Source organism: Breoghania corrubedonensis, assembly GCF_003053845.1.
GTDB classification, from domain to species: Bacteria; Pseudomonadota; Alphaproteobacteria; order Rhizobiales; family Stappiaceae; genus Breoghania; species Breoghania corrubedonensis.
The window spans coordinates 649,578-671,241 of sequence record NZ_QAYG01000001.1 but is presented as its reverse complement, the minus strand read 5'-3'; the positions used below and the strand labels follow the sequence as shown (position 1 = coordinate 671,241).

Below are 21,664 nucleotides of genomic sequence, written 5' to 3'. Positions count from 1 at the left end.
AAAGGGGACGGCGGCGGGCTGGCGCGTCATGCGCTCAGGCCCCCGAACAGGGTCGGCAGGTCGAGCGGGCGGAAGCCGTAATGCTTGATCCACCTGAGGTCCGCGTCGAAGAAGGCGCGCAGGTCCGGCATGCCGTACTTCAGCATGGCGATGCGGTCGATGCCCATGCCCCAGGCAAAGCCCTGGTAGACGTCCGGGTCGAGCCCGCAATTCCTGAGCACGTTGGGATGCACCATGCCGCAGCCCAGGATTTCCAGCCAGTCGTTGCCCTCGCCAATGCGGATCTCGTTACCGGCGAATTCGCAGCCGATATCGACCTCCATGGAGGGTTCGGTGAAGGGGAAGAACGACGGCCGGAACCGCATCTTGATGTCGTCGACCTCGAAGAACGCCTTGCAAAATTCCTGCAGCACCCATTTCAGGTGGCCGATATGGCTGCCCTTGTCGATGACGAGCCCTTCGACCTGGTGGAACATCGGCGTGTGCGTCTGGTCGCTGTCGCACCGGTATGTCCGCCCGGGAATGATCACCCGGTGCGGCGGTTCGCTCTCGCGCATCGTATGGATCTGCACGGTGGAGGTGTGCGTGCGCAGCAGCAGCCGGTCGCCGTCTTCCTTTTGCGGGAAGAAGAACGTGTCGTGCATCTCGCGGGCTGGATGACCCTCGGGGAAGTTGAGCGCGGTGAAGTTGTATTCGTCGCTTTCGATGTCTGGCCCTTCGGCGATCGAAAAGCCCATGTCGGCGAAGATTGCGGTCAACTCGTCGATGACGTGCGAAACCGGATGAATGCGTCCTTGCGTCGCCGGGCCGGGGCGGACCGGCAGGGTGACGTCAACGCGTTCGGAGGCAAGACGGGCATCAAGGGCTGCATCTTCCAGCACGTCCTTGCGTGCGGCGATCGCGTCCGCGATGCGTGCCTTGAGGCCGTTCAGCGCAGGCCCCATGGTCTGGCGCTCTTCCGGACTCATCTTGCCCAGCGTTTTCATTTTTTCGGAAACGACGCCCTTCTTGCCGAGCGCGCCCACGCGCACGGCCTCGAGCGCCGCTTCGTCTCCGGCCGCCTCGATGGCGGCCGTCAGTTCGGATTCCAGGGTTTGAAGATCGGACATGTTTACTCGATGTCTTCGCGCCGCGCGGGTTCGCGCGGGCAGCGGCGGAATGTCGATGGGTCTTTTAGCAGAAACGTCAGGACAATCCACAGCGTGTGGGTCCAAGGGGTGCACGTCTCGCACCGGCCTGACGCCTGACGCGATCAGCAGACGTTTCTAAATCGCCCGCAGGCAGGGCCCTGATGGGCCGGCAGGGACAGGCGAAGCGCAGGCCGGGCCGGTCGCGGCAACGCGCGCACGTCCGCCATTGCGGAGCCCCGCATCGGGATCGCGTTCTGGCGCTGTCGGTTACCGAAATACATCGAAAGCCTCGTGGCAAAGCCCGGCGATCATACCCGGCACCGGGCCGAGCGCAAGGTTCAATCGGGGGGCTGCCGTCCGTTTCATTCGCCGGAAAAATGGGCCTGTCGCCCAGCAAAAGCCCGGATCACCTGCGGGACTTGCTCGCTTTGACAAGAAAATGTGAGCGCTGCCGTCTGGATCCGGGCTGACGCCAAGTCGGCAGCGCGGGTATGCTGCCTCCATTTCAAATGACGTATTTCATAATGGGAGGAATTCATGTCGGTATATGTGCTGCCACACGACAATCCGGTCGAGGAGGGCCGGCTGGGCTTGCTGTCGTCGCTTCTTGATCCATACGTCAGGTTCAGGCTGGAAACGCTCGGTCTCGCCAAGGGCTGGGCCTGTCTTGAAGTCGGGGCGGGAAACGGGTCGATGTCGCGCTGGATTGCCGAGTGTATCGGGCCCTCGGGTCGTGTCGTCTGCACGGACCTGGAAACGAGCTTTCTGGACCGGATTGTCGGCAACGGTATCGAGGTGCGTCCGCTCGATCTGGTTCGCGATCCGATTCTTCAGCAGTCGGACGGTTCCGGCTTCGACCTGATCCTCGCCCGCAACGTCCTGCATCATCTGCCGGAAAGGAATGAGGTCATCTCGCGCCTGACAGGAGCGCTGAAGCCTGGCGGATTGCTGGTCGTGATGGAGCCCGATATCGGGCCGATGTGGGCCTGCACGATCCCCGAATGGGTTTTCTATTGGCGGGCTTTCTGCGCATGGAGCGAGAGCCGCGATATTGATTACAAACTCGGCCGCAGCCTTGCGCTGCGCCTGTCGCGCGCCGGGCTGGAGGCTGTCGAAAGCTACGGTGAGACGGCGTATCTCCAGGGCGGCCGAGATACGCCGACCCTGGCCGCAACGGGTTTCTATCGCGATACCGCCCTTGCCATCGGCCCGCAGATGGTCGCGGACGGGTTTATCGACGAGGACGCGCTGGATGCCTTCATCCGCCTGATGGACCGTCCCGGCTTCCGTGCAGCCGGATACGATTTCACCATGACGTGGGGGCGCAAGCCCGCTGTCGGTAGCCGCGCGACCTGACCCTTGATCGTCAGCTCATCCAGCGCAGCGTCTTCGCCTTGACCGGGTTTTCGAACGGACGCCCGGCCTTGCCCGACGCAGTCCATTCGCGCTTGAGCTGCATCCACCAGCGTCCTTGCGTGTCCGCGTCGTTGATCAGCATGAGCTTGGGGTTGTAGACGAGCCCCTCGCGTTGCTGGATGACGACGCGGCGGTCCTGGCCGAGGAAGACGTTCATCAGATGTCGGAACAGCGGCTTCAGCGGCGCGATCCAGCCCATGCTTGCCCAGAAGATCTGCCGCACCTCGGTATGATCCTCGTCGATCGGGGTGATCGTCGTCAGCCCCAGCACCTGGTGCTTGTCACCTTCGATATGCTCGATCCTGAGACCCGGCAGGCGATAGGAGATCTCGGTGGTGACATTGTCGCCGAGCAGATAGCGATAGGCGATGTTCTGCGGCGGGATCTTGTGGCGTACCATCGCCCAGCCGAGTTCGGAGGGGGCGAATTCCTTGACCTTCGCGCGAAGCTTCGCACCGTTCTTCTTGAACCACCACGAGGTGTGCACGAAGGCTGCATGCGTCGGGTCCATCAGGCCCAGTGCCGCATGGTCGACCGAGCAGTCGAAGGGCTGAATGATGGCTAGCTTCGGCCCATCGTTCTCGGCAAAACCCGGCAGCATCGGCGGTTCCGGCTGACGGCCTTCCGCTGGCGCCTCGCCGTTTTCGGCAAAATAGATCCAGATCAGCCCCTGCCGCTCCATGCAAGGGTAGGCACCGCAGGTGATCTTGGAAAGGTCGATCGTCTGGTATTCGTGGGTCGAGGGGATCTCGGTGCAGGTGCCGGAGGTATCGAACCGCCAGCCGTGATAACAGCACTGCACTGTCTCTCCGTCGAAACGGCCGTAGGACAGCGGGATGCCGCGATGGGGACAGATGTCGCGCAGCGCGAAGACGCGTCCTTTCGCGTCGCGGCCGATCAGGACGAGCTCTCCCATCAGCTTCTTGGTGATCATCTTGCCAGGCGCGATGTCGGAGCCGACTGTCGCCACGTACCAAAGGCCGCGTAGAAGTTCCGCCTTGAGATTGTCCATGCGCCCCTGCCTCTTGGCCTAACGGTCGTCTGATTGCGGTGTAGCCGTTTGGTGTGGCCGCCTCAAGACAGCATTCGCGAACAAGCCCGCGGGTGGCCCGCATCGGCGGCATGATGAAACACCCTACGTGTTTGTACTGGCGCTTTTTCTTGATCTCGGTTTTGATACTCGGCCGGGACACGGCCTTTTCCCCGGTCCTGCCCATTGCTCAGTCGGGAGGTGCCCGTGATCCTCATCGGTCAGTTCGATTCCCCCTTCGTCCGCCGTGTCGCCATCGCGATGAGGCTCTACGGCATCGGCTTCGAACATCGGCCCTGGTCCGTCTTCGCCGACGCGGAGAAGGTTGCCGCCATCAACCCGATGCGGCGCGTGCCGACACTCGTTCTCGATGACGGCGAAGTGCTGATCGAGAGTTCCGCCATCCTCGATTATCTCGATGAAACGGCCGGGCGTGCGCGTGCCCTGATCGCCGAGAGCGGTATCAAGCGCCGGCAGGCGCTGAAGATCGCCGCGCTGGGCACCGGGCTTGCCGACAAGGCCGTGGCACTCGTCTACGAACGCGCGCTGCACGAGGCGACATCCGACATGTGGATCGACCGCTGCCGCGCCCAGATCGCCGACGTGCTGACGGCCCTCGAACGCGATCGCGCCGCCCGCCGCGGCCCCTGGTGGTTCGGCGAGCAGCTCGGTCATGCCGACATCGCGGTCGCCTGCGCGCTTCGCTTCGTGCGCGAGGCCCATGGCGATCTGTTTGATGCGGACCGCTTTCCGCACCTCGCAGCCCATTCGCGGGCCTGCGAGGCGCTTCCCGATTTCATCGAGATCTCGCAGGCGTTCGTTCCGCCGAACTAGGGTGTGGCCCTGGGCGGCTTTCTAAGCGGCTTCCCGGGCCGAGACGCGGGCGCCAACTTCGGCCAGGATCTCGTAGGAATCAAGCCGCACTGCGTGATCGTAGATCGAGGATGAAACGATGATCTCGTCCGGCCGCACGCGCGCGGCGAAGTCGGAAAGCTGGCGTTCCAGCGTGTCGGGCGCGCCGACGAACGTGCAGCGCATCATCTCTTCCACTCGCGCCTTTTCCATTGGCGTCCAGTAGCTCTCGATATCGTCAATGGGCGGTTTGGTCAGGCCGCGTTCCCCCCGCATCATGCCGGTGAAGCGCATTTGCAGCGACGTTGCCTGCCGTTTCGCCTCGGCATCGGTGCGCGCCGCGAAAACGTTCGCCCCGACCATGGCATAGGGCTTGTCGATGACGCCTGACGGTTCGAATTCCGCACGATAGACCGCGAGTGCCTGCTCCATCGCCTGCGGCGCGAAATGGGAGGCGAAAGCGTAGGGCAGGCCGAGCATGGCGGCGAGCTTGGCGCCGAACAGGCTCGATCCGAGGATCCACAACGGCACGTTGGTGCCGGCGCCCGGTACGGCCCGCACGAGCTGGTTTTCGCCCGCCGGCGCCAGAAGGGCCTGCAGTTCCACAACGTCCTGGGGAAAGTTCTCCGCGCTCTCGTAGGTACGGCGAAGCGCGCGAAGCGTCACCTGGTCCGTTCCCGGAGCCCGGCCGAGACCAAGGTCGATGCGGCCGGGATAGAGCGTTTCGAGCGTGCCGAACTGCTCCGCGATCACAAGCGGGGAATGGTTTGGCAGCATGATGCCGCCGGCCCCGACGCGCAGTGTCGAGGTGCCGGCCGCGATGTATCCGATGACGAGGGAGGTCGCCGCGCTCGCGATGCCGATCATGTTGTGATGCTCGGCGAGCCAGAATCGCTCGTAGCCAAGCTTTTCGACGTGCCGGGCGAGGTCGAGGGAGTGGTGCAACGCCTCGCGCGGGGTCTCGCCTTCGCCGACAAAGGCAAGATCGAGGACGGAGAGTTTCATTGGGGGAACCTTCCGGTCGTGGGATTTTGGTTTCTATCGGAAGATAGGGAGACGAAGGAGAAGGTCCAATGGGTGGCGCGGGTATGCCGCTGCGCCCTGCCCGGACAAACAGGCCAGGACAAACAAAAAGGGCGCGCCCGGCGGGCACGCCCTTTTCTCAACTCTTCAGGCCTTGATAGCCTCAGGCGAGAGCCGCCTGCGCCTTGTCGACCAGCGCCTTGAAGGCTTCCGGCTGACTGATGGCGAGATCGGAAAGAACCTTGCGGTCGACTTCCACACCGGCCTTGTTCAACCCGTCGATGAAGCGGCCGTAGTTCAGGCCGTGCTCACGGGTTGCGGCGTTGATGCGCTGGATCCACAGCGCGCGGAAATTCCGCTTGCGAACCTTGCGGTCGCGATAGGCGTACTGGCCGGCCTTCTCCACCGCCTGCTTGGCAACGCGGATGGTGTTCTTGCGGCGGCCGTAATAGCCCTTCGCAGCCTTGATTACTTTCTTGTGACGGGCATGGGCGGTAACGCCCCGTTTGACGCGCGACATTGGCTGATCTCCTCGTCGTCTTCTGGACCGCTACCTTCAGAGGTAGGGCATGTACTTCTTGACGATCCTGGCATCCTGATCCGCGAGGACCATCGTGCCGCGGGCATTGCGGATGAACTTCTTCGTCCGCTTGATCATGCCGTGCCGCTTGCCGGCCTGGGCGACTTTCACCCGGCCCGACGCCGTCACCTTGAAGCGCTTCTTCGCGCCCGATTTCGTCTTCATCTTGGGCATTTTGCGTCCTTTCTTGGCGCGGCCCAGCCCGTCCCCAGACGGGGTCGGCGAAGCCGCTGATCTTTGGATGCATTCGTGAGCCACCGCGGCATGCCCTTTGCGCCGGGCGGCTCGGAACCGCGGGTTTATAGGAGGAAGGGACGCGGAATGCAAGCCGGGGATTTCAGCTTCCATGCGGTTTGCAAAAGCAAAATGCCCGGCACAGGGGCCGGGCATTGAACATTCGAAACCGTAATCGATCCTGTCGCCTTAGCGCGGCGCCAGGATCATGATCATCTGGCGGCCTTCGACCTTGGGCTCGAACTCCACCTTGGCGATCTCCGCGGTCTCTTCCTTGACCTTCTGCATCAGCTTGTAGCCGAGGTCCTGATGCGCCATTTCACGGCCACGGAAGCGCAGGGTGACCTTCACCTTGTCGCCATCGTCGAAGAAGCGCAGCATGCTCTTCATCTTCACCCCGTAGTCGTGGATGTCGATGTTGGGACGCATCTTCACTTCCTTGAGCTCGACGGTCTTCTGCTTCTTGCGGGCCTCGGCGGCCTTTTTCTGCGCCTGGTACTTGTGGCGGCCGTAGTCAAGAATCTTGCAAACGGGCGGATTTGCGTTCGGCTGAATCTCCACGAGGTCTAGGCCGGCATCCCCGGCGATTCCCATAGCCTCTTCCACCGGGACAATGCCCCGGTTCTGGCCTTCGTGGTCGATCAACTGGACTTCGCGAACGCGAATGTCTTCGTTAATGCGCGGCCCCTCCTTTTGGGGCGGCGGTGCGCGGAACGGACGGCGAATGGTCGGTATCTCCTCTGTAATTGCCGATCGTGGTTCGAATAGAGACGAAACGCGACAAAGGCCCTTTGGGTTGCCGGAAGCAACTCCGCCCCGCCCGGCATGCGCACGAGCAGGGCATCAAGGTCAGCGCGCTTACGTTGCAAACGTCAGAATTCCGCGAAAGTGCGGAAAAGTCAACCAAGCTCGCCAAAGCAAGTGGGGAGTGTCGTATCGCCTCACGCCATCCCATATAGGCGCGGAAGGGCTAATTTCCAATGGTTTAGACGAGAAGGCGGCTATAGACCGCAAGCGTGGCGTCGCACATCGCTTCCAGCGAGAAACGGGCCGCATTGGCCCGCGCGCGCGCGGCGAGGGCCTCCCGTCCGGCAGGATCGAGCATCAGCGCCTCTTGTAGCGTTTCGGCGAGTGCGGGCGAGTCGTTCGCCGCGATGCGCCAGCCGGTGCGCTCGTTGGCCGCAACCTGCGGTGGCGCGATCACGGTCTCGGGAACAGCGCCGAGGTCAGAGACGATGACGGGCCGGCCGGCGGCCTGTGCCTCGACCGCCGCACGGCCGAAGGCTTCCGGTTCGATGGAGGAAACGGCGACAACGTCGGCCGCGTTCATGGCGGCTGCCACATCCGCGCAGTGGCCCACAAGGCGGACGCGTCCGGCAAGGCCGTGCTCAGCGATACGCGCCTCCAGTTCGGAAACGTAATTCTCCCGGCCCTGCGCATCTCCGGCGAGGATCAGCATGCAGCCCGAGCGAAGCGTCGGTTCAAGGGCGGCGAACGCGTCGATCGTGACGCCCTGTCCTTTCCAGGCCGTGAGCCGGGCAAGTTGGAGCACCACGCGCGTGCCCGCATCCACGCCCCATGCGGTGCGAAGCGTGGCGATGCGCTCCTGCGGAACATGGGCGATCTCGGCGATATTCGTGCCGCGATGGATCACCGTTACGCGCTCGCCCGATACGCCGTGTCTGTCGCGGATCAGTCCGGCCGTGTAGTGCGAATTGGCGATGACCGCATCGCCCCGTGCCATCACGGAATTGTAGAGGCTCTTGAGCGCGTTCTTCTGGCCATAGGCGCCATGATAGGTGGTGACGAAGGGCACGGCGGTCTTTCGTGCCGCATGAAGCGCGGACCAGGCGGGCGCGCGGCTGCGGGCATGAACGAGGGACACCTGCTCGCGGCGCACGATTTCCGCGAGCCTGCCTGCGTTTGCGGCCATGATGAACGGGTTTTTCGAGGCGAGCGGCATGGCGATGTGCTCGCCGCCGACGGCCTCCAGTTCGGCCACCAGACGCCCGCCCTGGCTTGCCACCAGGGCCCGCCAGCCGCGCGCCCTGCAGGCTTGCGCGATGTCGACCGCCGTGCGCTCCACGCCACCGGTTTCAAGTTCGGGCACCACCTGAAGGATCGTCGTCACGGGGTTTTCTTCTCCTTGCGCCTGTGCGACACCCGAATCCGGGGGCGAGGCATTTGACGGGAAACCTATTAGATGAGTGAGCGCGAACCGCAATTCCTTTCCGTGGGCGAAGGCTCTGCGTCGAGGCAGATCGCCGTGCGCCACGAACCGGGCAAGGCGCCCGGGGTCATCTGGCTGTCCGGCTTCAAGTCCGACATGCTGGGCTCCAAGGTGGTGGAGGTTGCACGCGTCGCCCGCGAGGCCGGCAATGCGGTGACGCGGTTCGACTATTCCGGCCACGGCGAATCGGGCGGCGAATTCGTCGAAGGCACCATCTCGCGCTGGCTGGAGGAGACGCAGGCCGTCTTCGACCGTTTCTGCCAGCAGCCGACCGTCATCATCGGCTCGTCGATGGGCGGGTGGCTTGCACTCCTGCTCGCCCTGTCACGCAAGCAGAGCGGCAATGTCGCTGGTCTGGTGCTCGTTGCCCCAGCACCCGATTTCACCGAGGAACTCCTGTGGAAGGAATTCCCGGACGACGTGAAGCACCAGATCGAGACCACAGGGCGCTACGAACGTCCGTCCGAATACGCCGACGAGCCATATATCTACACCCGCGAGCTGATCGAGGACGGGCGCAGGAACCTTGTTCTGGGCTCCTCCATCGATCCCGGCTGTCCGGTACGCATCCTTCAGGGCATGCAGGATACGGATGTGCCGTGGCAGCACGCGATGGAACTGGTGTCGCGCCTGCCGTCAAGCGACGTGACCGTCACCTTGATCCGCGACGGAGATCATCGCCTTTCGCGTCCGCAGGATATCGAAGGGCGCCTTCTGCCCGCGCTTGCAGAATTCGGTGTCGGCGGGGCGGTGTTGGGTGCAGAAGGCCGCGGCGGCTGATCCCGCGTTTTTTGCCCGCCGCAAGGCCACAATGTACTCACGATTGCCACACTCAATTGGTGCCAGCGAATCGTCTGTGCGACATGGCGATCTTTGGGAAAGGAGAAACGGATGATGCGCCATTTCGCGCCGGTTTTCTGGGCCGTCCGTGCAGCGTTGGTCCTTGCCTCCGTGTCCGCCTTGTCGCCCTCGCCGGTGTGGGCGCAAGCCACGCTCCCCGTTCCCAAACCAACAGGTGCGGCAACGCCGTCGGGTTCCCCCGTGGTGCCGCCGGCCAGGGCATCGGCCCCCTCGCGCCTGCAGGCGCACGTTCAGGCCCCGATAACGGTGCGCATGAACACTCCGGCCCGCGATTTCTTCGGCAAGATGACCGGCCCCGCGCCGATGAAACCTCAGGCTATCGGCTCCTATGCCAAGGGCTGTCAGGCCGGCGCCGTCGCGCTTCCACAAAACGGCCCGGGCTTCCAGGTCATGCGTTTGTCGCGCAATCGCTTCTGGGGCCAGCCGGAACTGATCGACTATCTGGAAGATCTGGGCCGCGATGCGCCGAAGCTCGGCTGGCGCGGGCTGATGATCGGTGACATGGCGCAGCCGCGCGGCGGGCCCATGACCTCGGGCCATGCCAGCCACCAGATCGGTCTCGATGCGGATATCTGGCTGAAACAGATGCCCGATCACATCATGACTGCGTCCGAGCGGGAAAACGTCTCGGCCGTCTCCATGCTGCGCGGCCGCCTGGATGTTGCCGGAGCGGACCGCACGGTCGATCCGAAGAAATTCACGGCTGCCCATGCCCGGCTCATCCGCCGCGCCGCCAAGGATCCCCGCGTTGCTCGCATCTTCGTCTCGCCCGGCATCAAGAAGGCCTTGTGCGTGTTCGAGACAGGGGACCGCGCATGGCTGCGGGTGGTGCGGCCCTGGTGGGGCCACCACTATCATTTCCACGTTCGGCTGAAATGTCCTGCCGGAGACGGTGCCTGCCAGAACCAGGCGGCTCCGCCTCCGGGCGATGGCTGCGGCAAGGCTCTCGCCTGGTGGATGTCGGATGAACCCTGGGTGCCCAAGCCTGACGCAAAGCCGGCGAAGCCGAAGCCTCCGCTGACGCTCGCGGCGTTGCCGAAGCAATGTATCGCGGTGTTGCAGGCGCGCTGAGTTGAGGCGACGCGAAAGGTGGCGTGATGCGGCGTGTCATGATTGTCGGACAACCCGGTTCGGGCAAGTCCACGCTTGCGCGTTCGCTCGCGCAGGTTACGGGCCTGCCGGTCGTTCATATCGACCAGTTGCTTTGGCAGAGCGGTTGGGTTCTGCGCCCAAAGGCGGAGGTCGACGTGCTCTGTCTGGAAGCCCATGCCCGGCCGTGCTGGATTTTCGAGGGTGGGCATTCGCCCACCTGGGCGGATCGGCTGGAACGCTGCGACACGTTGATCTGGCTCGACGTGCCGCTGCCATTGCGCATGTTTCGCGTCCTCAGGCGCACGTTGCGTCATTATGGATACGCCCGCCCGGATCTTCCGCCGGGCTGCCCCGAGCGCTTCGATATATCGTTTCTGGTCTGGATCTGGAGAACCCGCAAGACCGCGCGGGAGAAGATGCGCCGGCTTCACGAAGGCGCCCTCACTGACAAGTCCTGCTACCGTTTTACCAGAGCTGCCGAGATTGACGGATTCCTGAGCGATGTGCGCGATCGCGCCGGGTGCTCTTGAAGGGACCCGGCCAAGCACTATTTCCGCAACCGTCGTCAACAATCGAAAGGAGGTGAGCCCATGTCGAGTGAGACCCTGACTATGGCCCTGATGTCTGGGCGGAAGGTGTCGGTGCAGGAGCAACCTCTGGCAACGTGCGGTTCCGTCGGGATCTGATCCGGACCCAAGGTCATATCGATCTCACGGAGGGCCGCCATGTGCGGCCCTCTTCGTTTTTGTGCCCTTCGTCCACCCGTTCACCAATTCCGCTTTGCGCCGGCAGCGCTCAATGCTATCTGAGCGGCCATGACGACGCAGAAACTCGACCACATCCGCAACTTCTCCATTGTCGCCCACATCGACCACGGCAAGTCGACGCTGGCCGACCGGCTGATCCAGTCGACCGGCACCGTCGCCGCGCGCGAAATGAAGGAGCAGGTGCTCGACTCGATGGACATCGAGCGGGAACGCGGCATCACGATCAAGGCGCAGACCGTCCGGCTGATCTACAATGCCAAGGACGGCAAGCAATATTTCCTGAACCTGATCGACACCCCGGGCCACGTCGACTTCGCCTACGAGGTCTCGCGCTCGCTCGCTGCCTGCGAAGGCTCGCTGCTGGTGGTCGATGCAAGCCAGGGCGTGGAGGCACAGACGCTCGCCAACGTCTACCAGGCGCTCGACAACGATCACGAGATCGTCCCCGTCCTCAACAAGATCGATCTGCCCGCGGCCGAACCCGATCGCATCAAGCAACAGATCGAGGATGTGATCGGTCTCGATGCCTCCGATGCGGTCATGATCTCCGCGAAGACCGGCCTTGGTATCGAGGATGTGCTGGAGGCGATCGTCCACCGCCTGCCGCCTCCCGAAGGCGATCCGGATGCGACGCTGAAGGCCATGCTGGTCGACAGCTGGTACGACGCCTATCTCGGCGTGATGGTGCTGGTGCGCATCATCGACGGTTCCTTGAAGAAGGGTCAGCGCATCCGCATGATGCGTACCGGTGCCGTCTACGATGTCGACCGCGTCGGCGTGATGACGCCGAAGCTGCTGGTCAAGGAAGAGCTGTTGCCGGGTGAGATCGGCGTGTTCACGGCCTCCATCAAGGAGGTGGCGGACACTCGCGTCGGCGACACCATCACCGATGACCGCAAGCCCTGTGCGCAGGCCCTGCCGGGCTTCAAACCGGCCCAGCCGGTGGTCTTCTGCGGCCTGTTCCCGGTTGATGCGGCCGACTTCGAGGATCTGCGCTCCGCAATGGGCAAGCTGCGCCTCAACGACGCGAGCTTCTCCTTCGAGATGGAAACCTCCGCCGCCCTCGGTTTCGGCTTTCGCTGCGGGTTTCTGGGGCTTCTGCATCTGGAAATCATCCAGGAGCGGCTCGAGCGCGAATTCGATCTCGATCTCATCGCCACTGCGCCTTCGGTGGTCTACGAGATGTCGCTGACCGATGGCACCGAGATCGAGCTGCACAATCCGGCCGACATGCCGGATGTGGTCAAGATCGAGGAGATCCGGGAGCCCTGGATCCGTGCGACGGTCATGACGCCGGACGAATATCTCGGCGCGATCCTCAAGCTCTGCCAGGACCGGCGCGGAATTCAGGTCGACCTGTCCTATGTCGGCTCGCGTGCGATGGTGGTCTACGACCTGCCGCTCAACGAGGTGGTGTTCGATTTCTACGATCGGCTGAAGTCCGTCTCCAAGGGCTACGCCTCGTTTGATTACCATCTCACCGATTACCGCGCGGGCGATCTGGTCAGGATGTCGATCCTGGTGAACGATGAGCCGGTCGATGCGCTTTCCGTGCTCGTCCACCGCAGCCAAGCCGAACGCCGCGGACGCGCCATGTGCGAGAAGCTCAAGGAACTGATCCCGCGGCACATGTTCAAGATCCCGATCCAGGCCGCCATCGGCGCCAAGGTGATCGCCCGCGAGACGCTGTCGGCGCTCCGCAAGGACGTCACGGCCAAGTGCTATGGCGGCGACGCCACCCGCAAGCGCAAGCTGCTCGACAAGCAGAAGGAGGGCAAGAAGCGCATGCGCCAGTTCGGCAAGGTGGAAATTCCGCAGGAAGCGTTCATCCAGGCGCTCAAGATGGAAGATTGATCTGTCCGCACTTTGCTGCGGGACGTTTACCGATTGAATTTCGCCTATTGAATTTGGATGGCCGGTTCGCGATCGTCTTCGGGCGGTCGCGCTCTGGCCTTTATTTTTTGCGCTGCCGTTAGATTTTTATGTGCGCTGCCGTTAGGTTTGATTTTCCCTTTTTGCGATCAGGAGGTTTTCATGTCCGCGCTTCTTCTCGGTGATACCGCTCCGGACTTCGAAGTCGAGACCACGCAAGGTCCGCTGCATTTCCACGATGCCATCGACGGTCACTGGGCTATCCTTTTCTCTCACCCCGCCGATTTCACGCCCGTGTGCACCACCGAGCTGGGCATGACGGCGAAGCTCAAGGACGAATTCGACAGGCGTGGCGTGAAGGTCTTCGGCCTCTCGGTCGATCCGATCGAGGATCATCGCGCCTGGATTGGCGATATCGAGGAGACGCAGGGTGTCGCGCTGAACTTCCCTCTGATCGCCGATCCTTCGAAAACGGTCGCGACCGCCTACGGCATGATCCATCCGAACGCGGACAATACGGCGACGGTGCGTTCGCTCTTCGTCATCGGGCCGGACAAGAAGATCAAGCTGAAGATCGAGTACCCCGCCTCCACGGGGCGCAATTTCAATGAAGTGCTGCGCGTGGTGGATTCGCTTCAGCTCACTGCGAAGCACAAGGTTGCAACGCCTGCCAACTGGATGCACGGCGAGGATGTCATCATCGTTCCGACCGTGTCCGACGAGGACGCGAAGAAGGCGTTCCCGGACGGCTTCCGCACGCTGAAGCCTTATCTGCGCATGGTTGCCCAACCCGACGCGTGATCGCCGACCTCCCGACGACGATCTCAATCAATCAGGGTCTGGCGATCCCGCCGGGCCCTCTCTGTGCGTGACGCCGTTCGCAAATGGCACCGGACATCGACTCGACTGTTATCGGAATGTCACAGACCCTCGATAGGCACAGTTCAAATCTGTGCTTTGGGGGCGTCCTTCATGTCGACATCATCCGTACGCGTGGCAAACGTCGCGCTTGTGGCCATCCTTTTGAGTTCCGTCGCGCCCCTGGCCGCCTTGGCGGGCGATACGGTCGTCGGGCCGGACGAGACGGTCTCCTCCCAGATCGAACTGAACGGCAGCGACAGTCTGACGGTAGAGGCCGGCGGCGCCGTCGATGTGGCGGGTGATCCGGCCGTCTACGTCAACAACTCCGACAGCGGCGGTGTCACCCTCACCAATTCCGGCACGATCGCGTCCTCCGACGACCGTGCGATCGAGTCCGATAAAGACGGCGAACTTTACCTGAAGATCGTCAACACGGACGGCGCGACGATCTCCGGTTATGACGATGCCATCAAGTTGAAAGCCGGCAAGAAGGGCGTCGAAGGCGTCGTCACGATCGAGAATTCCGGCACGATCATTTCTACCGGCGATGGTCAGGCTATCGACCTGGATGACCTGTCGGACAAGGATCTGACCGTCACGATCACCAATGCCAAGACAGGTGTGATCCAGTCGACGGCTGCCGACGCGTTGCGTCCGGGCGGCGCAACGGTGATCAACTATGGGGAGATCGTGGCCTACGATGGAGCCGACAGCAAATCGGATGGTATCGATCTGCAGGGAAATACCGCCACGATCCGTAACTACGGCCTGATCTCGGGCGCGCATCACGGCATCACCACCGATACGGACCTGGACGTCACAAACGAGGAATCGGCCACGATCATCGGCCGCAACGGATCCGGCGTCGGATCGGATGGCGACGGTACCGTGACGAATTACGGCACCATTACCGGAACGGTCGATAACGTATCGACGGATGGCGACGGCGACGGGGTCGATATCGACGGTCTGGCCGATATCACCAATTACGGCACGATCCAGGGAACCGGTGCCAAGGGTGAGAAGGACGGTTCGGCGAACACATCCGAGGGCATAGCGGCCGGTGGCGGCTCCATTCTCAATCTGGGCAGCTCCTCGCGGATCAGCGGGGCAGGCAATGGTATCCTGATCGATGACAGTGACAACGGCGCCGCCCCCTATGCGACCTATATCGCCAACGAAGGCACGATCGCGGGTTTGAACGGCTACGGCATCAGGCTCGTCGGCAACCAGGACGACGAAGTCTCGAATTCCGGGACGATTTCCGGCGCCAACGGTTTGGCACTGGATATGGGCGGCGGAAACGACACCTTGACCGCTGTCACCGGCTCTCTCTTCAAGGGCACGATCGACGGCGGAGACGGCACCGACACGCTCAATCTGGACGGGTTCGAACAGGGCTCGATCGCCGATGTGAAGAACTTCGAGGTACTGAACGTTGCGGGCGGCGACTGGACGCTCGTCGGAGATCAGAACTATTCCCGGAATGTCGACCTCAGCGCCGGGTCGCTCGCTGTTGCGGGCACACTCGATGTCGGCGGCGACTTTACCCAGTTGAATGGTGCGGCCTACACGGTGACGATCGACAATGCGGGCGCCACCGGCCTTATCAAGGTCGCGGGAACTGCCACGCTTGCCGGCACCGTTGTGATCTCCGATGCCTCCGGCCTCTATACCGTCGGCACAAGCTACACGATCCTGACCGCCGGCAATACGATCGCCACAACGTTTGATGATCTCGAGAAGGCGGCCGATTTGCCGTTTCTGACGTTCAGCCTGTCCTATGGCACAAATGCCGTCTCTCTTGACGTCTCCCGTTCTTCCGTCGCCTTCGCCGATATCGCGGCAACATCCGCCCAGCGCCAGGTGGGCGCAGCCGTGGAAGGGATGGGGTCGGGGTCGGGTCTCTACAACGAGATCGCCAGCCTGAGCACCGCAGACGCGCGCACCGCCTTCGCCGGGCTGTCCGGCGAGGCACATGCGAGCACCGCGAGCGCGATGGCCCTCGATACCGCCGACTTGCGTTCCATCATGAACGGCCGGGTCCGTACCGCATTCGGCAATGTGTCCACGGGCGCCATTGGCACCCACGGCGACAATCCGGATGAACCGCTCGGCCTCAATGTCTGGGGCAAGGCCTACGGCAGTATCGGCACGATCGGCCGAGGCGGTTCCTCGATGGACCGCTCGTCCGCCGGGGTGATGGCGGGCGCGGACATGGCCTTTGGCGAGGTCTTCCGGTTGGGGCTTGCGGCTGGCTATGGGCGCAGCTTTTACGATGTCGACGATCTGGCCTCGTCGTCCAACTCCAGGACCTACACCCTGGCCACCTATGGCGGTGCTGCTTTCGGGCCAATGACGTTCAGTTTCGGCGCAGCCAACACCTGGCACGATGTGGAGAGTACGCGCGGCGCCACCATTGGTGCCACGACCTATCGCCCGCAGGCGTCCTATGACGCGCGCACGCTGCAGGTCTTCGGCGAGGCGGATTATGCCGTGCCGTATCGCGGCGTGACGCTCGATCCCTATGCGGGGCTTGCCTATGTCGGCGTTCACACCGATGGCTATACAGAGACGACGGCCGCAGGGCTGACGGTGAAAGACAGCGATGCCGATGTCGGCTTCACGACGCTGGGTCTTCGTCTGTCCTCCGCGTTCCAGCTCCTGAACGATGTTGACGCCACCCTATCGGGCGGGATTGGCTGGCGTCATGCCTTCGGCGATGTGGACAGCTCCATCACCGCGGCCTTTTCCGGAGGCAATTCCTTCACGGTTTCGGGAACGCCGATTGCCGATGACGCGGCGCTTGTGGAAGCTGGGCTCGACATCACCGTCTCGCCGGATGTGCATGTGGACGTGAGCTATTCCGGCCAGTTCGCGGACGACAGCAGGGACCACAGCTTCGCGGGACGCCTTTCCGTCCGCTTCTGAAGGGCGCGGACGGCGAGACCGACGGCTGTCACTCACGAGGATTTGCGCCGCTTTCCTTCCCCGCGCCATTTGAGGGCTGCGGTGTTGAGGGTAAGCTTGCCTGATCAGGGTGAGGGAGGGCCGTCATGACGAAGTCCGCCGTCTGTAGAGCCGACGTGATCGGTTGGATGCATGGCGTTGCCGCCGTCGCGATGCTCATCCTTGCCTGCCTCGCCGCGCCTGCGGCAAGTGCGGCGGGCGCGCTTTCAGCACAGGCGCTCGACGGACCACCGGTCAGCCATTGTCTGGCGATCGCGGATGCGCGGCCACCCTTTCGCCTTGCCGCGACAGGCAATACGCTTTCACCCCACGATGTCAGCATCACCTTCGTCGGCCATTCCACCTTCCTGATAGAGAGTGCTGCCGGCGTCACCATCGCGACCGATTATAACGGCTATGCCGGGGGCACCATTCCGCGCGTGGTGACCATGAACCACGCCCATTCGAGCCACTACACGCACCTCCCTGATCCGGCGATCGAGCATGTGCTGCGCGGCTGGGCTACCGGCGAGGGCCCGGCCAGGTACCATCTCCAGGTCGATGACGTGCTGATCCGCAACGTCACGACCGACATCCGTGCCGGCGGACAAACCATGGAGGCGGACGGGAATTCGATCTTCATCTTCGAGGTCGCGGGTCTGTGCATCGGTCATCTCGGCCACCTGCACCATCGCCTCACCGACGATCATTACGCTCGGATCGGCCGGATCGACGTGCTGATGGTTCCCGTCGACGGCAGCTACACGATGGGCAGCGAAGGCATGCTGGAAGTGGCGCGCCGCCTGCGTTCCTCGATCATTCTCCCCATGCACTATTTCGGCCAGATCAGCTTCAACCGGTTCCTCGCCGATATGGGCAGGGAGGTGCGGGTGGAGGTGAACGCGGGACCATCGTTCGTACTTTCTCTGAATGCGCTGCCGGAGAGGCCGAAGATCCTCGTGCTGCCGGGATATTGAGCGAACGGCATTACCCCGCGTGCTTGCCGGCCTCCCAGGAAACCGGGGACAGCACACGATCGGCGAGCTGAAGCGCGTGCTCTTCCAGATCCGTCGCCATCGTGTCGTTCCAGCGGTTGAGATAGCCGAAGAGCGCAATGGTGCCGACGATCTCGACGATCTGGCCTTCATCGAAATGGGCCCTCACCGCCGCGAAATCCGCCTCTTCGACGGCATTGGGTACGATCGAGGCCTTGAAGGCGAGGTTGAGCGCGGCGCGTTCCGCGTCCGAGAAGAGATCGCTCGTCTCATACTCCCACACGGCGCGGATCCGGGCGTCGGATGCCTTGTAGATCGAGGCGAGGTTCGCCATGTGCGCCTGGCAGTAGCGGCAGCCCGAGGCCTGGCTGGCGATCAGGCTCACCAGCATCTTCAGTTCCTCCGGCACCGTGCCTTCGTAGAGCACAGCCTTGTTGAGTTCCATGAAGGCTGCGGCGATCCCCGGCCGGCGCTGCATGGTCAGGATCGAATTCGGAATGAAGCCGCGCGTCGTCTCGTAATGGTCGAAGCGCTCCTTGAAGTCGGCATGCGTGTCGCGCGCAAGCGGCGGAATGTGCGCCATGTTTCTCCTCCCCGTCGTTGATCAAGGGAGCGTAGGGCAGCGGACCGTCCTCAGAAAGGTCGAATTTGCGAACAGACGTCGCTTGCCGGCGCAAACACGGGAACGGAGCATGCGAGCCACTCTTCGGCAGGTTCCAGCGCCAATTTATACCCTGCCTATCGCCAACCTTCCGCCAGCATGTGCTTGAGCGCGGAGCGGTAGGTCGGATAGCGGAACCGGTAGCCCAATTCCTCTTTTATGCGCCAATTGGAGACCCGCTTGTTCTCGCCATAAAACGAACGCGCCATCGGCGAGAGGTCCGCCGTTTCGAAATCGATCGCCGGCGGGCAAGGGAGCCCCATCAGATCCGCCGCATACTCGACCACGTCCTGTGGCGGGCACGGCTCGTCGTCGGTGACGTTGTAGACGCGCGTTGCAGGATGCGCGAGAGAGGCTTCCAGGGCGCCGGCGATATCTTCCACATGAATGCGGTTGAAGACCTGCCCCGGTTTGATCAGCCGTCGCGCCGTACCTTTCTCCAGATTGACGAAGGCGTTCTTGCCCGGCCCGTAAATGCCCGACAGCCGGAAGATGCCGATGGGAAACCCCGTTTCCTTCGCCAGGTCGAGCCAGGCATTCTCCGCTGCCACCCGGCGTACGGAACGCTCCGAACGAGGCACCATATCCGTTTCCTCGTCGATCCAGGCTCCGTCATGATCGCCATAGACGCCGACTGTGGAGAGATAGCCGATCCAGTCCGCACGAGCCGCAACGAGATCCGCGCGATGATGGGCCAGGACAGGATCGCCGCCCGCATCCGGTGCGATCGAGACGAGCACATGCGTCGCCCGGCTCAGGGCCTCGGCGATACCTTGCCCGGGTGCTTGTCCGTCGAACAGGAAAGGCTCGATGCCTGCCTTGCGCAGGTTTTCGGCTTTCGCCTGCGACCGTGTCGTGCCGCCGATCCAGTCAAGCCGGTCACGCATGTTCTCAACGAAGGCGTTCGCGGAATAACCGAGACCGAAAACGAACAGCCGCATTGTCAAAGCTCCAGTGTCTTGCGTTTGATCTCGAACAGCATGACGGCGGTTGCTACCGCGAGGTTGAGGCTGTCGGCCTTTCCGGCCTGCGGGATGCGCACGAGCTGGGAACAGGCGTCCGCCATCTCTTCCGGCAGTCCCGATTGCTCTGTGCCCATCAGCAGCAAGACAGGGCCGGAATAGTCGGCCTTGCGGTAGTCGGTTTCGCCCTTGAGGTGAGTACCGACGACCACGCCCGGCCATCTTGTCCGCCACTTCAGGAATTCGGGCCGGCTCATGCGTACGAGTGGCACGTAGAAGATCGAGCCCATCGTCGCGCGCACCGCTTCGACCGCGAACGGATCGGTCGTGTCACCGATCAGCACGACGCCGTCGGCGCCAACAGCATCGGCGGTCCGCACGATCGTGCCGAGATTGCCGGGATCGCGCACCTCGTCGAGGCCGATCCACAGGGCTGCATCCTTCGCGGCGATTTTGCCCGGCACGGCCCATTGCTGTTCGAAGACGCCGACCACCATCTGCGGATTGTCGCGCCGCGTGATCGAGGTCAGGACGGCGCGCGAGACGTCGAGCACCAGCGCACCGCGCGCCCTTGCGGTGGCGGCCGCCTTCGACACCATCGGCTGATCGCGCACCTCGCCGCCAAAGACCAGCGTCCTGATCGGCCAGCCGGCCTGCATCGCGTCGGTGACGAGCTTCAGTCCTTCGGCGACGAAGAGCCCCGCCTCCTTGCGCCGCTTGCGCTGGGAGACGAGCGCGCGGATGTCCTTGATGACCGGGTTGGAAACGCTGGTCACGGTCTTGACCTGGCCGGGACGTCCGGCCTCGTTCTTCTCGGGGCTCATTCGGCGCTCCAGCGGGAAAACAGCGAGGTGGACAACGCACGCTCGCCGATGCCCGTTTCGCGGATCACCAGTTCGCCGGATTCAACCGTGCCGGGCAGATCGTGCATCACGTCCATCATCAGTTCATGGTTGGAAAGGAAGGACGCCCGGATCGCGTAGATCGACAGGATGACGAAACTCGCTTCCTTCGCCATGACGGAGCGCACCAGATCGAGCATCGCCGGCAGGTCGCGGAAGAGGTCCCAGACCTCGCCCTTGGGCCCCCGGCCGTATTTCGGCGGATCGAGAACGATGCCGTCATAGGTGTTGCCGCGACGCGCCTCGCGGGCGATGAACTTCATCGCGTCGTCGCAGATCCAGCGGATCGGAAGGTCGTCCATTCCCGACAGCGCCTGGTTCTCGCGCGCCCAGCCGATCGCTTTCTTCGACGCGTCGACATGGGTGACCTCGGCCCCCGCATGCGCGGCGAGGAGCGAGGCGAGCCCTGTATAGCCGAAAAGGTTCAGCACTTTCGGCGGACGCGAAGCCTCGCGCCGGGATGCTTCGCGAATACGCGCCTCTGTCCACTCCCAGTGTGCGATCTGCTCGGGGAACACGCCCACATGGCGAAAGGACATGAAACGGCCGTTGAAGCGCGCCGCCCCCACACGCATCTGCCATGTCTCCGGCAATTCCCGCTTGAAACGCCAGCGGCCGGGGCCTTCCTCTTCGATATCGCCGGTAAAGGTGGCATCCGCCTGCTCCCAATGTGTGGCGGCGAGCCGTCGCGCGCCCATGGCCTGGGCTTCCGGCCGGCGGATCACATGCGGTCCGTAACGCTCCAGCTTCTCGCCGTCGCCCATGTCGAGAAGCTCGTAGTCCGCCCACCCCGTTGTTTCCAGCATGACAGGCCAGCGGCCTGTCACGTTCTTCTCGCCCTTCGGAGCAACACGGAACGTATCGGGCGCGATCTCCTTGTCCGTGGTGAGAGGCGATTCCTCGCGCTTTTTTGTAGGGCGCGCATTCTTGCTCGCGCCTGCACGGGCAGGCGGCTGGGCATTGGAACGGCTTCGGGGCTGGCGGGGCGGCTTGCGGGCCAAGGCATCCTCTTTTCGGCAAGAAAGCGTCGCCGCTGGCTTAGGGCGGGCTCGCCTCACGGTCAATCGCCAGTTGGCGGAACTTTTTTGTTTTCGGCCGCTTGTCAACCTGCTGTCGAGCCGACAAGCTATAAGACTAGTTGGGCCGCGTCCGATGTCCGCGATCATAGCACCTTGGCATGATTGAACTTTCGGCCAAATGGTCGAATTGTTGCGAGCCGGTCGCCGAAAGATCTCGTTGGAGGAGTA

Annotated in this window: 20 protein-coding genes; 9 read left to right on the top strand and 11 right to left on the bottom strand. The window is 63.2% G+C overall.

The window, feature by feature from the left end:
• Positions 1–26 precede the first annotated feature (26 nt).
• Positions 27–1,109: a phenylalanine--tRNA ligase subunit alpha gene (gene pheS, locus C8N35_RS02930; protein ID WP_107988105.1), complete on the bottom strand. Its 1,083-nt coding sequence runs from the start codon at positions 1,107–1,109 to the stop codon at positions 27–29.
• Between the two features lie 558 nt (positions 1,110–1,667).
• Here pheS and C8N35_RS02925 point away from each other — a divergent pair.
• Positions 1,668–2,486, top strand: a complete 819-nt coding sequence (locus C8N35_RS02925; RefSeq protein ID WP_107988104.1) for a methyltransferase — start codon at positions 1,668–1,670, stop codon at positions 2,484–2,486.
• Positions 2,487–2,496: 10 nt separating this feature from the next.
• On the opposite strand, the gene C8N35_RS02920 is transcribed toward C8N35_RS02925, so the two are convergent.
• Complete coding sequence (locus C8N35_RS02920) at positions 2,497–3,558, bottom strand: aromatic ring-hydroxylating oxygenase subunit alpha (RefSeq protein ID WP_107988103.1); 1,062 nt, start codon at positions 3,556–3,558, stop codon at positions 2,497–2,499.
• Between the two features lie 225 nt (positions 3,559–3,783).
• On the opposite strand from C8N35_RS02920, the gene C8N35_RS02915 reads away from it, so the two are divergent.
• Positions 3,784–4,410 (top strand): glutathione S-transferase family protein, encoded by a 627-nt coding sequence (locus tag C8N35_RS02915; RefSeq protein ID WP_107988102.1) that lies wholly within the window; start codon positions 3,784–3,786, stop codon positions 4,408–4,410.
• 21 nt (positions 4,411–4,431) lie between these two features.
• Here C8N35_RS02915 and C8N35_RS02910 read toward each other — a convergent pair whose 3' ends face one another.
• From C8N35_RS02910 to C8N35_RS02890, 5 genes are all read right to left on the bottom strand, one after another.
• Positions 4,432–5,433, bottom strand: a complete 1,002-nt coding sequence (locus C8N35_RS02910) for an LLM class flavin-dependent oxidoreductase (RefSeq protein WP_107988101.1) — start codon at positions 5,431–5,433, stop codon at positions 4,432–4,434.
• Between the two features lie 181 nt (positions 5,434–5,614).
• Positions 5,615–5,971, bottom strand: a complete 357-nt coding sequence (rplT, locus tag C8N35_RS02905) for a 50S ribosomal protein L20 (protein WP_107988100.1) — start codon at positions 5,969–5,971, stop codon at positions 5,615–5,617.
• Positions 5,972–6,007: 36 nt separating this feature from the next.
• On the bottom strand, positions 6,008–6,205 hold the full coding sequence (gene rpmI, locus C8N35_RS02900) for a 50S ribosomal protein L35 (protein ID WP_107988099.1): 198 nt from the start codon (positions 6,203–6,205) through the stop codon (positions 6,008–6,010).
• 249 nt (positions 6,206–6,454) lie between these two features.
• The gene (gene infC / locus C8N35_RS02895; RefSeq protein ID WP_107988098.1) at positions 6,455–6,991 is read right to left on the bottom strand and encodes a translation initiation factor IF-3; all 537 of its coding nucleotides are present in this window, start codon (positions 6,989–6,991) and stop codon (positions 6,455–6,457) included.
• Positions 6,992–7,250: 259 nt separating this feature from the next.
• The gene (locus tag C8N35_RS02890; RefSeq protein WP_245926636.1) at positions 7,251–8,396 is read right to left on the bottom strand and encodes a glycosyltransferase family 4 protein; all 1,146 of its coding nucleotides are present in this window, start codon (positions 8,394–8,396) and stop codon (positions 7,251–7,253) included.
• 72 nt (positions 8,397–8,468) lie between these two features.
• On the opposite strand from C8N35_RS02890, the gene C8N35_RS02885 reads away from it, so the two are divergent.
• The 7 genes from C8N35_RS02885 to C8N35_RS02855 all read left to right on the top strand — a co-directional run bounded on the left by C8N35_RS02885 (position 8,469) and on the right by C8N35_RS02855 (position 17,874).
• Positions 8,469–9,275 carry an alpha/beta hydrolase gene (locus C8N35_RS02885; RefSeq protein ID WP_107988097.1) on the top strand — a complete coding sequence of 269 codons (807 nt, stop codon included), beginning with the start codon at positions 8,469–8,471 and terminating at the stop codon, positions 9,273–9,275.
• 114 nt (positions 9,276–9,389) lie between these two features.
• Positions 9,390–10,427 carry a penicillin-insensitive murein endopeptidase gene (gene mepA, locus C8N35_RS02880; protein ID WP_107989038.1) on the top strand — a complete coding sequence of 346 codons (1,038 nt, stop codon included), beginning with the start codon at positions 9,390–9,392 and terminating at the stop codon, positions 10,425–10,427.
• 38 nt (positions 10,428–10,465) lie between these two features.
• The gene (locus tag C8N35_RS02875) at positions 10,466–10,978 is read left to right on the top strand and encodes an AAA family ATPase (RefSeq protein ID WP_210203371.1); all 513 of its coding nucleotides are present in this window, start codon (positions 10,466–10,468) and stop codon (positions 10,976–10,978) included.
• A gap of 285 nt (positions 10,979–11,263) precedes the next feature.
• The gene (gene lepA, locus C8N35_RS02870) at positions 11,264–13,069 is read left to right on the top strand and encodes a translation elongation factor 4 (protein WP_107988095.1); all 1,806 of its coding nucleotides are present in this window, start codon (positions 11,264–11,266) and stop codon (positions 13,067–13,069) included.
• 180 nt (positions 13,070–13,249) lie between these two features.
• The gene (locus tag C8N35_RS02865) at positions 13,250–13,888 is read left to right on the top strand and encodes a peroxiredoxin (RefSeq protein ID WP_107988094.1); all 639 of its coding nucleotides are present in this window, start codon (positions 13,250–13,252) and stop codon (positions 13,886–13,888) included.
• 171 nt (positions 13,889–14,059) lie between these two features.
• The gene (locus C8N35_RS02860; RefSeq protein WP_107988093.1) at positions 14,060–16,879 is read left to right on the top strand and encodes an autotransporter outer membrane beta-barrel domain-containing protein; all 2,820 of its coding nucleotides are present in this window, start codon (positions 14,060–14,062) and stop codon (positions 16,877–16,879) included.
• Positions 16,880–17,004: 125 nt separating this feature from the next.
• Positions 17,005–17,874 carry an MBL fold metallo-hydrolase gene (locus C8N35_RS02855; RefSeq protein ID WP_245926634.1) on the top strand — a complete coding sequence of 290 codons (870 nt, stop codon included), beginning with the start codon at positions 17,005–17,007 and terminating at the stop codon, positions 17,872–17,874.
• A 10-nt stretch (positions 17,875–17,884) separates the two neighbouring features.
• On the opposite strand, the gene C8N35_RS02850 is transcribed toward C8N35_RS02855, so the two are convergent.
• The 4 genes from C8N35_RS02850 to C8N35_RS02835 all read right to left on the bottom strand — a co-directional run bounded on the left by C8N35_RS02850 (position 17,885) and on the right by C8N35_RS02835 (position 21,481).
• Positions 17,885–18,475, bottom strand: a complete 591-nt coding sequence (locus tag C8N35_RS02850; protein ID WP_107988091.1) for a carboxymuconolactone decarboxylase family protein — start codon at positions 18,473–18,475, stop codon at positions 17,885–17,887.
• A gap of 155 nt (positions 18,476–18,630) precedes the next feature.
• On the bottom strand, positions 18,631–19,494 hold the full coding sequence (locus C8N35_RS02845) for an SDR family oxidoreductase (RefSeq protein ID WP_107988090.1): 864 nt from the start codon (positions 19,492–19,494) through the stop codon (positions 18,631–18,633).
• 2 nt (positions 19,495–19,496) lie between these two features.
• Entirely contained in the window at positions 19,497–20,339 is an 843-nt protein-coding gene (locus C8N35_RS02840) for a TrmH family RNA methyltransferase (RefSeq protein ID WP_107988089.1), read from the bottom strand.
• Positions 20,336–21,481 (bottom strand): class I SAM-dependent rRNA methyltransferase, encoded by a 1,146-nt coding sequence (locus C8N35_RS02835; protein ID WP_428977083.1) that lies wholly within the window; start codon positions 21,479–21,481, stop codon positions 20,336–20,338. The genes C8N35_RS02840 and C8N35_RS02835 overlap by 4 nt, the downstream gene beginning before the upstream one ends.
• Positions 21,482–21,664 lie beyond the last annotated feature (183 nt).

Excerpts from the sequence above, each read along its gene's own strand:
- C8N35_RS02885 (WP_107988097.1), top strand. The coding sequence starts at position 8,469 with ATGAGTGAGCGCGAACCGCAATTCCTTTCCGTGGGCGAAGGCTCTGCG.
- rpmI (WP_107988099.1), bottom strand. The coding sequence starts at position 6,205 with ATGCCCAAGATGAAGACGAAATCGGGCGCGAAGAAGCGCTTCAAGGTG.
- mepA (WP_107989038.1), top strand. The coding sequence starts at position 9,390 with ATGCGCCATTTCGCGCCGGTTTTCTGGGCCGTCCGTGCAGCGTTGGTC.
- lepA (WP_107988095.1), top strand. The coding sequence starts at position 11,264 with ATGACGACGCAGAAACTCGACCACATCCGCAACTTCTCCATTGTCGCC.
- C8N35_RS02920 (WP_107988103.1), bottom strand. The coding sequence starts at position 3,558 with ATGGACAATCTCAAGGCGGAACTTCTACGCGGCCTTTGGTACGTGGCG.
- pheS (WP_107988105.1), bottom strand. The coding sequence starts at position 1,109 with ATGTCCGATCTTCAAACCCTGGAATCCGAACTGACGGCCGCCATCGAG.
- C8N35_RS02850 (WP_107988091.1), bottom strand. The coding sequence starts at position 18,475 with ATGGCGCACATTCCGCCGCTTGCGCGCGACACGCATGCCGACTTCAAG.
- rplT (WP_107988100.1), bottom strand. The coding sequence starts at position 5,971 with ATGTCGCGCGTCAAACGGGGCGTTACCGCCCATGCCCGTCACAAGAAA.
- C8N35_RS02845 (WP_107988090.1), bottom strand. The coding sequence starts at position 19,494 with ATGCGGCTGTTCGTTTTCGGTCTCGGTTATTCCGCGAACGCCTTCGTT.
- C8N35_RS02840 (WP_107988089.1), bottom strand. The coding sequence starts at position 20,339 with ATGAGCCCCGAGAAGAACGAGGCCGGACGTCCCGGCCAGGTCAAGACC.
- C8N35_RS02925 (WP_107988104.1), top strand. The coding sequence starts at position 1,668 with ATGTCGGTATATGTGCTGCCACACGACAATCCGGTCGAGGAGGGCCGG.
- C8N35_RS02865 (WP_107988094.1), top strand. The coding sequence starts at position 13,250 with ATGTCCGCGCTTCTTCTCGGTGATACCGCTCCGGACTTCGAAGTCGAG.
- C8N35_RS02855 (WP_245926634.1), top strand. The coding sequence starts at position 17,005 with ATGACGAAGTCCGCCGTCTGTAGAGCCGACGTGATCGGTTGGATGCAT.
- C8N35_RS02860 (WP_107988093.1), top strand. The coding sequence starts at position 14,060 with ATGTCGACATCATCCGTACGCGTGGCAAACGTCGCGCTTGTGGCCATC.
- C8N35_RS02875 (WP_210203371.1), top strand. The coding sequence starts at position 10,466 with ATGATTGTCGGACAACCCGGTTCGGGCAAGTCCACGCTTGCGCGTTCG.
- C8N35_RS02910 (WP_107988101.1), bottom strand. The coding sequence starts at position 5,433 with ATGAAACTCTCCGTCCTCGATCTTGCCTTTGTCGGCGAAGGCGAGACC.